The sequence below is a fragment of the Nostoc sp. ChiVER01 genome (assembly GCF_034531155.1).
GTDB lineage: Bacteria > Cyanobacteriota > Cyanobacteriia > Cyanobacteriales > Nostocaceae > Nostoc.
The window spans coordinates 108,451-121,394 of record NZ_JAVRBS010000009.1 but is presented as its reverse complement, the minus strand read 5'-3'; the positions used below and the strand labels follow the sequence as shown (position 1 = coordinate 121,394).

At 41.4% G+C, this 12,944-nt stretch carries 11 protein-coding genes and 1 pseudogene; 8 read left to right on the top strand and 4 right to left on the bottom strand.

The features are described from left to right. Positions 1-475: 475 nt before the first annotated feature. Positions 476-880, top strand: a complete 405-nt coding sequence (locus RMY00_RS14380) for a response regulator (protein ID WP_109009404.1) — start codon at positions 476-478, stop codon at positions 878-880. A gap of 303 nt (positions 881-1,183) precedes the next feature. Here RMY00_RS14380 and RMY00_RS14375 read toward each other — a convergent pair whose 3' ends face one another. Then, positions 1,184-2,071 carry a tetratricopeptide repeat protein gene (locus tag RMY00_RS14375; RefSeq protein WP_322648186.1) on the bottom strand — a complete coding sequence of 296 codons (888 nt, stop codon included), beginning with the start codon at positions 2,069-2,071 and terminating at the stop codon, positions 1,184-1,186. A 397-nt stretch (positions 2,072-2,468) separates the two neighbouring features. Between RMY00_RS14375 and RMY00_RS14370 the strand changes: the two genes are divergently transcribed. From RMY00_RS14370 to RMY00_RS14345, 6 genes are all read left to right on the top strand, one after another. Further along, positions 2,469-3,002 carry a hypothetical protein gene (locus tag RMY00_RS14370; RefSeq protein ID WP_322648185.1) on the top strand — a complete coding sequence of 178 codons (534 nt, stop codon included), beginning with the start codon at positions 2,469-2,471 and terminating at the stop codon, positions 3,000-3,002. Positions 3,003-3,100: 98 nt separating this feature from the next. After that, positions 3,101-4,678 (top strand): efflux RND transporter periplasmic adaptor subunit, encoded by a 1,578-nt coding sequence (locus RMY00_RS14365; protein ID WP_322648184.1) that lies wholly within the window; start codon positions 3,101-3,103, stop codon positions 4,676-4,678. Positions 4,679-4,825: 147 nt separating this feature from the next. Further along, a complete protein-coding gene (locus tag RMY00_RS14360) occupies positions 4,826-6,106 on the top strand; it encodes an ABC transporter permease (RefSeq protein ID WP_416212065.1) in 1,281 nt (426 codons plus the stop codon). Positions 6,107-6,199: 93 nt separating this feature from the next. After that, on the top strand, positions 6,200-6,871 hold the full coding sequence (locus tag RMY00_RS14355; protein WP_109009410.1) for an ABC transporter ATP-binding protein: 672 nt from the start codon (positions 6,200-6,202) through the stop codon (positions 6,869-6,871). A 108-nt stretch (positions 6,872-6,979) separates the two neighbouring features. Further along, positions 6,980-8,392, top strand: coding sequence for a TolC family protein (locus RMY00_RS14350; protein ID WP_322648183.1), 1,413 nt, complete (start codon positions 6,980-6,982; stop codon positions 8,390-8,392). Between the two features lie 341 nt (positions 8,393-8,733). Further along, positions 8,734-8,934, top strand: coding sequence for a hypothetical protein (locus RMY00_RS14345; protein ID WP_322648182.1), 201 nt, complete (start codon positions 8,734-8,736; stop codon positions 8,932-8,934). 62 nt (positions 8,935-8,996) lie between these two features. Here RMY00_RS14345 and RMY00_RS14340 read toward each other — a convergent pair whose 3' ends face one another. After that, entirely contained in the window at positions 8,997-9,119 is a 123-nt protein-coding gene (locus RMY00_RS14340; RefSeq protein WP_322648288.1) for a hypothetical protein, read from the bottom strand. Here RMY00_RS14340 and RMY00_RS14335 point away from each other — a divergent pair. Next, positions 9,111-9,458: pseudogene (locus RMY00_RS14335) on the top strand (IS66 family transposase); the annotation flags it as partial. The gene RMY00_RS14340 and the pseudogene RMY00_RS14335 overlap by 9 nt on opposite strands. 335 nt (positions 9,459-9,793) lie before the next feature. Here the strand turns inward: RMY00_RS14335 and RMY00_RS14330 are convergent. Next, on the bottom strand, positions 9,794-11,821 hold the full coding sequence (locus RMY00_RS14330; protein WP_322648181.1) for an ABC transporter ATP-binding protein/permease: 2,028 nt from the start codon (positions 11,819-11,821) through the stop codon (positions 9,794-9,796). Between the two features lie 180 nt (positions 11,822-12,001). Further along, on the bottom strand, positions 12,002-12,745 hold the full coding sequence (locus RMY00_RS14325) for a phytanoyl-CoA dioxygenase family protein (RefSeq protein ID WP_322648180.1): 744 nt from the start codon (positions 12,743-12,745) through the stop codon (positions 12,002-12,004). Positions 12,746-12,944 lie beyond the last annotated feature (199 nt).

Sequence of the window (12,944 nt, the reverse complement as noted above, 5' to 3'; positions counted from 1 at the left end):
GTCAAACAATTTTGGATTTTAGATTGCCGATTTTGGATTGACACCGACTACAAGGGTACGAAGCTTGATAGCGCAGCGTAAAGCCTTTGGCATAGCTTCGCTTAGAGTGAGTCGTCGAGCGTCGGATTTTAAATTTTGGGATTTTGGATTTGTTCAGCCCACCATAAGGGCAGAGCTACGGGCATTCCTTGGGGCGGGGCATGAACCGAAATGATTTTTAATCTAAAATCTAAAATCTAAAATTGGCATGGTCATAGAAGAAAAAGCAGTAGTATCATCCTTGATGACAGGATGTACATTGACTATTAAAAAGGAAACACATAGCAGGTAGCTGTTTTTTTAATCGAATGATATGCTTGCTGCACACTTAATTTGTATAGACTCCATAGTCAGGATACTTGCCATGACTGCATTTTCTCATTTTAAATTTTGAATTGCCTAATCGCCTTACTGTACCTCTATTACTAAAAATCTCATGAAAACTGTTTTAATTGTCGAAGACGATCTAATTAATGCTCGTGTTTTTTCCAAAATTTTATCCAAGCGTGGCGGCTTGGGTGTAAAACACACTGAAAATGTGGAAGAAGTAATAAAAATTGCCCAATCAGGAGAAGCCGACCTGATTTTGATGGATGTTTCTCTGTCTAGAAGCGTTTACCAAGGTAAATCTGTTGATGGAATCAAAATTACACAAATGTTAAAATCTGATCCCAAAACAGCAAACTTACCCGTTATTTTGGTGACGGCACATGCTATGGAAGGCGATCGCGAAAACTTTCTCAAGCAAAGCGGCGCTGATGGTTACATTTCTAAGCCAGTTGTTGACCATCAACAGTTTGTTGACCAAATCATCGCACTTCTACCCACAGACGACCATTGAGAATTGACAACTAATTTCAGGACTACTCGTCCGCAAAGATTTTTGGGCAACTAGTTCCTGTATTTAGTCAGTTTAGTATAGATGTACTACGAAAAGGTACTATTAGGCAAGTGGTAATAAGACAGGGGAGTAGGGAGTAGGGAGTAGGGAATTGGGCATTGGGAAAGAGGATTTGGGGACAAGGAGAATTGGAGACAAGGGGAAAGACTTGTTGAAAGTTCTAAACTTTTGTCACCTTGTCACCTTGTCCCCTTGTCCCCTCCGCTCCCCCTGCTCCCTCATCCCCACTCTCCACTCCCACTCCTATTGAGTAGACTGTTGTTCAGGGGCTGATGATGAGTTTTCTCGTTGCTGTAGGGCTGCTTGAATACGCGGTAATTCTAAGAATTTTTTCGTATCAGCCAGTAGGCGATCGCCCCAGAGGTTTTCTTTGAGAAAATTCAAACTACCATAGCGCTGATCGATGCGGAGTGCGGCTTCCCCGTAGCTTAATGCTTGCTGGCGATCGCCTTTAGTATACAGTGCCACTGCTAAGGCTAATAAAGGTTCTGCGGCTTGCTTATCAAGGGTTATAGCAGATTGCCATCGTTTAATCGCTTCAGAGGTATTACCCTGTTCGTAGTTGATTAAGCCAATATTATTAATCGCAGGCCAGAATTTTTTATCGTAGGAGACGGCTTTATCGTACTGCGTGATCGCATCTGGCAATTTACCCAGCAGATAGTAAGCATTACCCAAATTAAATAAACCCTCTGGATCGTTGGGTTTTAACTTCAAACCATCTTGGTAATTGACAACAGCTGCTTGGTAATTTTTCTGCTGAAAATTAGCTGAACCCAAAGCAAACAAAATATCACCATTTTTGGGGTTGATAGATTGCGCTTTTTTCAGGCTAGCGATCGCCCCGTCATACTCTTTGGTTTGCAGTTGCAATCCACCTAAGAGCAACCACACTTTATCATTCTTCGGAGCCAGTTGACTAGCCAGACGCGCTCGTGGCAAAGCTAAATCAATCTGTTGAAACTGAGCCAGTTGAGCCGCCTCTTGAGCCAAGGTCAACCCCTGCTTCTCTAACTTTGTCCCATCTAGTTGCAATGTATGGGGTATTAATGCCTGCGCGTTAGCGGCTTTTGGCATACTCCATAAACTACAGACCATTAGAAAAGAAATCAAACGAACATGTTTAGGCACACTACCGCCTTTAAGCCACTAATCAAAGAATCTTTCAGCTAGCTTAAACGATCTGCGCTGTTGACGGTAGCAAAATCTTCCATCATTAGGATTAATTAGGGAGTGGGGAGTGGGGATGAGGGAGCAGGGGGAGCAGGGGAGGCAGGGGGAGAAAAATTAAGAACAATACTATTTGCCCAATTCCCAATGCCCCATTAAAAAAACTTATGACTTTGGTCATACATGAGTCTGGAATTACTAATGACTTTGGTCATACATTGGTTTGGACGTTTTAAGTAATAATTAATATGTATGAATTTATACGAAGAGGGAAATATTAAACACAACAAATGACTAAAGATTGCTGAATTCAAAACTCAGCAAAATATAACTTTAATACAAATAAGGAATCAATTCCATGTTGAAAGCAAACCGGGTATCGATAGTCTTAGCTGCTGCTGCCCTGATCGTTGTTCCTACTCTCTTAACTGCGCCTGCAAGTGCCCAGACGAAAGTCTACGTTGTTGGCGATCGCAATCAAGATTGGGATCGCGACGGCAGACGCAACTATAGAGAAGATAGAAGTAATTACCGAGATGGCAGATCCTATCCTATAGAAGTCAGAAACCTTAGAGATCGAGATAATTGGAACCGCGACGGCAGACCTTATCCTGTAGAAGTCAGAAACTCTAGAGAACGGGATAATTGGAACCGTAACAACCAATTCAATAACAGAGTAGTCAGACTTGGTAATGGTGACATCAGATATCCCAATGGGGAAATTATTCCTGCTAGATCCATAGCTAGACTGCGTAATCAAGGTTACTTCAGACTTCCCAACGGGGATATTCTTCTTCCTAATCAGGAAATTGTTCCTGCTGGAAGATTAGTTAGAGTGCATGATGATTACTTCAGACTCCCTAGTGGATTAGTACTGCAAATAAACCTTTAAAACACTTAAAAACTCAAAATCATTGTTGGTATAGGGCTACCAGGCTATATTAGCCGTGAATAACTAGCTCGGTAGCTGTTCTTTTGAGACGAAGTTATATGATTGATACACCAAATACCGTAGATTCATCAGTTTTCGTTCCAGAGATAAAGAAAAAAAAGGTGAAACGTAATTGGCTCTCTTGGCTAATTGCTCTTTGCCTTTTGGGTGGAATTGGCTATGCCGTTTATTACCAAGTAACGGTTGCTCCCCGCCAAGAAGCCAGACGGCGGGTGCTGACACAGCCTGTACAAAGGCAGAGTTTAACAATCACAGTTTCAGCCAATGGAACGGTGAAACCTGAGCGGTCAATCAACCTCAGCCCGAAAAATTCCGGCATCCTGAAAAGCCTGCTGGTGAAAGAAGGGGATATTGTCAAACAGGGACAGATTGTCGCTTACATGGATGATTCCAACTTGCGGGGGCAACTCACCTCTGCTCAAGGACAATTGGCACAAGCCGAGGCGAATCTGCAAAAGGCGATCGCAGGTAATCGTCCTCAAGATATTGGCCAATCACAGGGAGCATTAGACGAAGCCGAAGCGAATCTACAAAAGGTACAAGCAGGTAATCGCTCTCAAGATATTGCTGCTTCACAGGCACAGTTACAAAACACTCAAGCAGCTCTAAGAAAAGCAGAAGATAATCTTGTCCGCAATCAACAACTTTACAATGCAGGCGGTATTTCCCTTCAGACTCTCAACCAAAGCCGTGCCGATCGCGACAGCGCCCAAGCTACTGTAAATGCAGCACAACAAGCACTGGCTCTACAAAAAGCTGGGTCACGTCCAGAAGACATTGAGCAAGCCCAAGCTGTGGTGAAGCAAAGACAGCAAGCTTTAGCACTTCTAAAAGCCGGAACGCGCCAAGAAGATATTAACGCAGCCCGTGCCCAGGTAACATCTGCTCGTGGTTCGTTGCAAAACATCCAAGCCCAAATCAATGACACAATTATTCGCGCCCCTTTTGATGGTGTAGTGACAAAGAAGTATGCTGATCCCGGCGCTTTCGTGACACCGACAACAGCCAGTAGTGAAGTAGCTTCTTCTTCTTCTTCTTCAATCTTGTCTCTCGCTTCAACAAATGAAGTTGTCGCAAATTTAGCGGAAACAAATATTTCCAAAATTAGCCTTGGGCAAAAAGTCTCGATTAAGGCGGATGCCTATCCAGGAAAAATTTTTGAAGGTAAAGTCAGCCAAATTGCTGCCCAAGCAATAGTAGAGCAAAACGTCACCAGTTTTGAAGTGAGAGTATCACTTTCAGACCCTCAAAGGCTATTGCGATCTGGGATGAATGCGGAAGTAGATTTTCAAGTCGGTCAAGTTGAAAATGTTCTAGTAGTACCAACCGCCTCGGTGGTGCGGCAAGAAAATGCCACAGGTGTATTTGTAGCAGGAAAGAATAACAGACCTGTGTTTACTCCTATTGAGGCTGGTGTCAGCGCGAATAACTTTACTGAAGTTAAGTCTGGATTGACAGGAGATGAAAGGGTATTGCTGAGTTTCCCACCAGGATCGCGTCCGCAATCAACACCACGAGGAGGAGTTTTCCCTGGTCTAGGCGGTGGCGGTGGAGGTCGTTCAGGCGGTGGTGGCGGAGGTCGTTCAGGCGGCGGTTCTGCTGGTGGTTCCCCTTAAAGTAAGTTTTAAATCAATACACTTGGGTTAAGGCTTAACTCTTTGTCAAGGTCAACTTTTTTAACGAACCGCCAAGGACGCCAAGGACGCAAAGGAAGAGAAGGAAGAAATGCTTAACTGATTGTATTGAGTTTTAAATAAAACTTTATGTTTAAGATATTTAAGGGCTTTTACAAACCGAAGAATACTCGCACAGTACCGTTGCTGGAAATCTTGACAATGGCGGCAGAGACTCTGTGGAGTAACAAATTACGCACAGGTCTAACTATGTTGGGCGTAATTATTGGGATTTCTTCAGTCATTGCCATTACTTCTGTCGGTCAGGGAGTGCAAAAGGGGGTTGAACAACAGATACAAGCATTGGGTACAGATGTCATTCAAATTCTGGCGGGTGCGGCAAGAAGTGGGAATGTCCGTCAAGGAGTAGGTTCTAGCAGCACCTTGACTTGGGAAGATGCCAAGGCGATCGCTAAAGAAGCACCATCAGCACAGATGGTTTCTGCTTATCTCCAACGCAGCGCCCAAGTTGTATATGCAGGACAGAACACTTCAACTACGATTTATGGCACAGATTTGAACTACCCAGAAGTTAGAAATACTCACCCCCAGCAAGGGAGATATTTTACTCAAGAAGAATTAGATATTGCCGCACAGGTAGCTATTCTTGGCCCTACAGTTCAAAAAACCCTCTTTGCACAGGGTGTAAATCCGATCGGCGAGAGAATTCGGATTCAGGGAGAGGCTTATGAAGTAATTGGGGTGATGGAACCTAAAGGTTCTCAGGGGCCGATGGATCGAGATGACCAGGTTTTCATTCCTCTAACTACTATGTCAAAGAGACTGGTTGGAAACAATGCCCTAGTAGGCGTTTCTGTAAATGGAATTTTAGTTAAAGGCGCTAATCAGGAACAGTTAGAAGCCGCTCAGTTTCAAGTCACTAATCTTTTACGGCTGCGTCACAATATTTATCCGCCGCAAGCTGATGATTTTCGATTGACTAATCAAGCGGATATTGTTAGTACCTTCACTAGTATTGTGGGTTTATTTACAGTAATGGTGGTAGCGATCGCTGGAATTTCGTTAGTGGTTGGTGGAATCGGTATTGCTAACATTATGCTGGTTTCTGTGGTTGAACGGACGCGAGAAATCGGGATTCGTAAAGCTGTGGGAGCCACCAATTCTGCAATACTTAATCAATTTTTAACTGAAGCGATCATGATTTCCATTGTTGGTGGATGTATTGGCATGGTCACTGGTATTTTATTAGCCTTTATAGCTGCAAACACTTTCAAATTTCCTTTTGTAATTTCTTTATTGTCGATTATTGCTGGCTTTGGACTCTCATTGAGCGTTGGCTTAGTGGCTGGGGTAATTCCAGCACGGAATGCTGCCAAATTAGATCCAATCACCGCTTTAAGAAGCGACTAAATAATTCGTAATTCGTAATTACAGACGCGATTAATCGCGTCTCTACTCAATACTCTTGTACAGACGCGATTAATCGCGTCTCTCCTAACTCTTATGCCAACAATGATCTGGATGGAATCTATTACTAAAACTTACCACTTGGGAGAAGTTAGTGTGCCAATCCTCAAGGGAATTGAACTCTCTATTGAAGAAGGTGAATATGTCTCGATTATGGGTGCATCAGGTTCGGGGAAATCTACGCTCATGAATATTTTGGGATGTCTGGATCGTCCCACAACTGGAGACTATATTTTTGAAGGCAGAAACCTGACGACTTTTGATGATGATGAACTAGCCTATATTCGTAACCAAAGGATTGGTTTTGTTTTCCAACAATTTAATTTATTGGCGCGGGCAACAGCGCTAGAAAATGTTATGCTACCAATGGTTTACGCTAACTTGCCTAAGCCAAAACGCCGTCAAAGGGCATTAGATGCCTTGGAAAAAGTAGGACTAGGGGGACGTATATCTAATCGTCCGAGTCAACTATCTGGGGGACAGCAACAAAGGGTAGCGATCGCTCGTGCTTTGGTGAACCGACCTGCATTAGTATTGGCAGATGAGCCAACAGGAGCTTTAGATACAGAAACTTCTCATGAGGTGATGAGTTTACTGACCGAACTTAATGACCAAGGGATCACGATTGTGATTGTCACTCATGAACCAGATATCGCTGCTCAAACCAAAAGGATTATTCGAGTTCAGGATGGCTTGATTGTAGGCTAATTTGTTAGTATCAGTTTTTTGAGGGGAAGTTTAAAATTCTCTTAGATCAATTAGGATGAAAAGTTGTGATTGTATCCTCGAAAACTAATTAATAACTACAATCTATTTATGAATTTCAGTTTATTCTTCGTGCATTTTACCTGGATTACCGTAGCATTCGCTATTCTTTTTCCAAATGCAGCAAGTGCAGCAACTCCCCCAAAGCCCCAGAATACCTCAACCCCTATAAAGGTTCCCAATTACCTCAACCCCAGTCCCAATCCTCTGCAATTTCCTACTAAACCAGAGGAAGTCAGGATTAAGCAAACTGTGCCAATCAGTTTGGCACAAACTTTGGAACTCGCACGACGCAACAATCGAGATTTACAGCTAGCCCTATTACAGCTAGAACGCAGTCGTTCGGCGCTACGCGAGTCTCAAGCTGCCTTGTTTCCTACTCTGGATATTAACAGTAGTGTGACTAATAATGGTAATGGTTTTACTAATAATTCATCTCAAGGCCGCACCTCTTTTAATGGTTCAGCCCAATTAAATTATGACGTTTATACCTCCGGTAATCGACAAGCGACAATCCGAGCTGCCGAAGAACAATTACGTGTAGATCAATTGAATGTTGAAAATCAGTCTTTGACAATTAGTTTGAATACCACCACTCAATACTACAATTTGCAACAAGCAGATGAACAAGTAAGAATTAATCGAGCTGCTGTGGAAAATGCCCAGGCTAATTTGCGGGATACTATAGCCAGAGAACAGGCTGGAGTGGGTACGCGCTTTGATGTGTTGCAAGCTCAGGTGAATTTAGCAAATTCTCAACAAGACCTAGTTAATGCTATCTCGCAGCAACAAATTGCCCGTCGTCAACTTGCCACGTTGTTGAGTTTGTCAGAGTCAGTTGATATTACTGCCGCAGATCCTGTACAAATAGCTGGTCTTTGGCCGCAGACGGTAGAACAAAGTATTGTCCAAGCGTTTCAAAATCGTCCGGAATTGCAACAGCAATTAGCACAACGTAATCTTTCCGAGCAACAGCGACGACAGGCACTTTCACAGCTAGGGCCGCAAATTAGTTTGGCAGCCAACTACAACCTGTTAGATCGGTATAATGATGGCGCTAGCATTACTGATGGCTATTCATTAGGACTTAACGGAAATCTCACTTTGTTTGATGCTGGAGCTGCAAGAGCCAGAGCGGCTCAGTCGAGAGCTAATATTGAGATCGCAGAGTCTCAATTTGGTAGCCAGCGCGATCTAATTCGCTTTGATGTAGAACAGTACTATTCTCAATTGCAATCCAATTTAAATAATGTGCAGACTTCTAGTGTGGCTTTAAATCAAGCTAGGGAAGCTCTGACTTTAGCAAGGCTGAGGTTTCAAGCTGGTGTGGGCACTCAAACAGAGGTGATTTCTGCTGAAAATGACCTAACAAGAGCAGAAGGTAATCGAGTCGCAGCTATTTTGGATTACAATCGCGCTCTAGCTAATTTGCAAAGATCGGTTACTTATAGAGGATCGCGCTAAGGTCAAGGTATTTTGGATTTTAGATTTGCAATTTTGGTGAAGCAGCGCGGTCTTCTCCCAAGGGGAGACGCCAAGAGCGATAGCGCAGCGTTAGCGAGTCCGCGAGCGTCTGGGGGTTTCCCCCATGAGCGACTGCTGTTAGCGCAGCGTTAGCGAGTCTTCTCCCCTTGGGAGAAGGGATTAACCCCCACAACGAGACTTAGTTTCAGAAGCTTAGATTTGCTTTCTTCATAGCGCAGTTGCTCTACAAGGGACGGGGCATGAACCAAAAAATTATTTTAATCCAAAATCTAAAATTACGTGAGTTCGACGGATAGAAAAGCCCAAAAAGCTAGCTAGATATGAATTTGCTTAATTGGTGGCAAGTTCGACAAACAAGCTGGTACACCAAACATTTGCCTTCCTTCTCTGATGCACTGGCTTTGGTGCGGCGATTTTTTGCTCGCAGCACTTTTTCCATGTCCCATGAATCCTTTGAAATGGTAAAAGTACCTCACCCTTTGTTTGAACGTTTGCGGGATCTTGCTGTTTATGCTGCGTAGTTGGATAAAGTCGAGCTAAAAGTCACGATTATATTAATTATATTAATGTATTGCCGGTTGCTTCAATAGTGACAATACCAGCAGTTGTAACAGGTTTCGTGGACATCTAGAAAGGTGGCGATCGCTCCAAGTTGAATTACTTTACCATTGACATCGCTAATCTGACCACCTGTTCCAAGTTGCAACGAACACTTAATCAGTGGATTGACTTAGCCGGAGCTACAGCAGGAAACCTTTTACGTTCTCTGCGCGATAAAGCCAATCAATGGTGGTATTTTCTTGACTACCCTGAAGTTCCTCCTGATAATAATGAAGCTGAACGTTCGCTGCGTTTGGCCGTAACAAAACGCAAAGTTAATGGTGGTTTCCGGTCAATGGAACGGTTTCAACACACTGCCAATTTGTTGACGGTGGCGCAAACCTGTCGTCGTCAAGGTAGGTCTGTGATTGATTTTTTTGTACAAGCATTACTGGCTGACTCTAATAATTGTCTGTCTCGCCCTTCTTTGCTTCCGCAAGATTAGACCTGAATCCTTACGGTTATATTTTAGCAAAACCTAGTTATATCAAGTATTTTAGGGTTTTTTAGTATTAATTTATCAACGGAAGTCTAGGAGAGCCATTAAAATAATGACGTAACCATTCTAAATCAATAAAATGCGATTATCACCTCATAATAAAAAGCGTAAACATATACTCAAATTTATAACTGGTTTTGAAATTTGTTTGTTGAAGTTTTGCCTTAGTAACTAATACAGTTTTTAATTCATCAAATGATTTTAAAATTGAATCTCTATACTACAGGCTCATCGCTACCACCAGACAAACAAGGATGACGCAATTAGTTAAAAATAGAGTACTAAAGTCTTACCCATTTCAATATCTTTGGGTTTTTGTTATAGCAGTAGGTTAAGCCCTCTTTAGTAGTTATGGATTGTCCTTTGCTTGCCTTACTTCTAATAGTACCAATTGAATAATTAGCTAACATCTGCATTTCCTGGTGAGAAAGTCCTTCGATTGTGTCTATTTCTACTGCTCTTTCTGGTTGGATTTGGGATTTTTCGTTGGAAAAATCATCTATTTTGATTTCAGCTTTTTGGGTAGGAGTGATGACAATTTCTTTTGCTTTTTGAAGCCGATAATTCTGCACAGTTAAAAGTTGCCAACTGGAATCTTGTGAAAGCTCTAAAACCCATTGATGATAATCAAACAGGCTTTCCCGATGTCCAACACTAATAAAAGTTGTTTGAGTTGATTGTAACTGTTGATATAAACTTCCTTCATTATTCAAATCTAAGGCACTGGTTGCTTCATCTAATATAGTGAAGCTAGGATGAGTAACTAACAGTCGTGCGAATGCAAGGCGTTGTTGTTCTCCCAACGATAATATATTCTCCCAAGGAACTTCTGTATCAAAGCCATTGACTCGACTTAGCAAATTTTGTAAGTTGACTTGTTGCAAAATTTCTTTGAGTTCTCGATCGCTCATTTGACGATTTGTATTAGGATAGAGTAACTGTTCGCGTAAAGTTCCCAAAATTATGTAAGGGCGTTGGGGCAAAAATAAGACTTCTTCTAGGGGAGGTCGCATCAAACGACCAGTCCCCGCATTCCACAAACCAGCGATCGCTCTCAACAAAGAACTTTTACCTCGACCACTTGGCCCAACAATCAATAAACCTTCTCCACGTTGAACAGAAAGTGACAAATCTTCGACGATCACCTGCTCATAGTTTGGTGTTTGTAAGGTGACATTCTCAAAAGCAAAATAGTTTTCTTCTATTGTTTTAACAGTACTCAGATTCTCAGGTTGTTTAGTGACTTCTTCCAATGCATCTGAGAACTCAGCTAAACGCTCAACGTAACTCGAAAAATTTCCAGAAGTGCCAAATTCAGCTATTAATTCTCCCAGAGCAGTAGCAAACAGATAGCTAGCTAAAGTAGCTTGTCCAACTTGTCCAAAATCAATTTCATTACTAATATATAAAGGTGCGAGTAATAATAACGTAAAAAATTCGATAGCAGACTGATACCCTCTGTTAAAAATTTCGTTATTTCTCTCCCAATTAATTTTGCGTATCGCACTTTTTAGGATATTACTAAATCTTCGTTGAATTATATTTGATTCTTGATTTTCTCCTCGAAAAAAAGCTATTGATTCGGCATGATTCCGAACATGAGTTAGTGCATAATTATAGTCTGCTTTAGATTCAAGTTCCTCTTGATTAATTTTAATTAATTCTTGATTTAAGTACACAGCAATCAAATTACCTATAATCGTATAAATCAGCAAAGCAATAGCGACCTTTGGGAAAATTGACCAGAGAATCGTTAAAAAAGTTGCCATTTGCAGTACTTTTTCTAGGAAAGTAGCTGAAAAACTGAGGGCATTACTAGGAAGAGGTTCAATTTCTTGAGATAAACGTTGATCTGGGTTATCAATATCAGCTTTAAAATTAATTTTATAATAAGCACGATTGGTCAAATATTTATCTAAAATCTGATTATTGAGCCATTGGTACCAATCAAGAGCGATTTTTTTTCTAAGAAATTTAGAAAATCCAACTAAGAGGGTTACGGAGACAAGCCCAACAGCATAAAGCCACACTATGTTAATGAACTTAGAATAATCTTTTTCTTGAATAATTATATCGATCAAATAACGATTAACGAAACTATTAAAAGCAGTTATACCTACAAGTGCGATTATTAATAATATCAGCAGAATAAGCATTGCCCATGCACGAATCACATCTGAAAATGCTCTTTCTCCTGGCTTTGTTGGATACCAGTAAGGCCCTGCGATCGCTCCGACATTTTTCCAGAATTGGATAAAATCTGAAACAGGATTTGTTCCGGGTTGAGTTTGAAGAACTTGGGTTGGCATATTTTAAAAATAAACTGAAATCTTTTATAATCAGATTTAATACTTTTTAGTGCTGAATAACAAGTAATAAGTACCGAGTGAGAAATTACATATAGCACTCGATACTCAAAATCATGTTTGCACTTAGATATTTACTTGTGCTGGCTCGACTTCATCCATTTTTAGGTTTAGGCGATCGCATTATCTACGAAATGCAGGCTCGATAAGAGCTTTGTTGAATAGAGGCTGTAGTGGTGTGTGATCGCGGCTCACCAAGAATTCTGGTCTGGGTTGCCCCTTGAAGCTTGGTATATTGTTGATGCTGTTATAAGTGATAATTAGGAGCCTGCGATCGTAAGGAGAAATGTTGGGTGCTGATCCGTGTACTAAATTACAGTGAAAGAAAAGGACAGAGCCTAAAGGGCCTTTAGGTGCAACGATACCTTTTTCAGTAGCTAGTTTGGCGATCGTTTCTTTACCGAGGGAGTACTTGAGAGCAGCACTGACATTAGATTTCCAGTCATTTTTTTGGTGATTAACTTCAGATGACTCTGTTTGTCCCAAGTGAACAAGGCTCTTTTTGTGAGAACCTGGAATGAAATACATAGGCCCGTTAAACTCATTACATTCATCCAAGAAAACAGCAACATTCAATGCTTTAGGGGATGGCATACCATCTTCTCTATCCCAAAACACAAAGTCTTGATGCCACGGCCATATATCTCCTCCAAAAGCTGCTTTAAAGTTGATTTTAAATTGGTAGACATATACATCGCTATTGAGAATTTCACAGGTAGATGTTAGGAGGCTAGGGTGTCGAGTCAAAGAATCGAAAATTTCCGTGGTGGCGTGGCATCCATGAAGAGCGCGCACTGTTTTGTTATCCCTTTCTAAAATCCGTCCTGGTATATCTCTTACTATCAAATCTTCAACAGCAGCGTGCATTGCCTCAACTTCTTTTGTTGAGAAAGCTCTGGGATAAAGAGTAGCCCGTTTTCTTTGTAATATTCTATTTGGTCTTTCGTTAATTTCATGGTTTTGTCGATCTGATTGGTATAGAACATAACTATTGTTTTGATGCTTAAAACAAACTAATTACTAATAGGAACTTGTGTTGATTAACATTGAGTCAGGCGATCGCTAT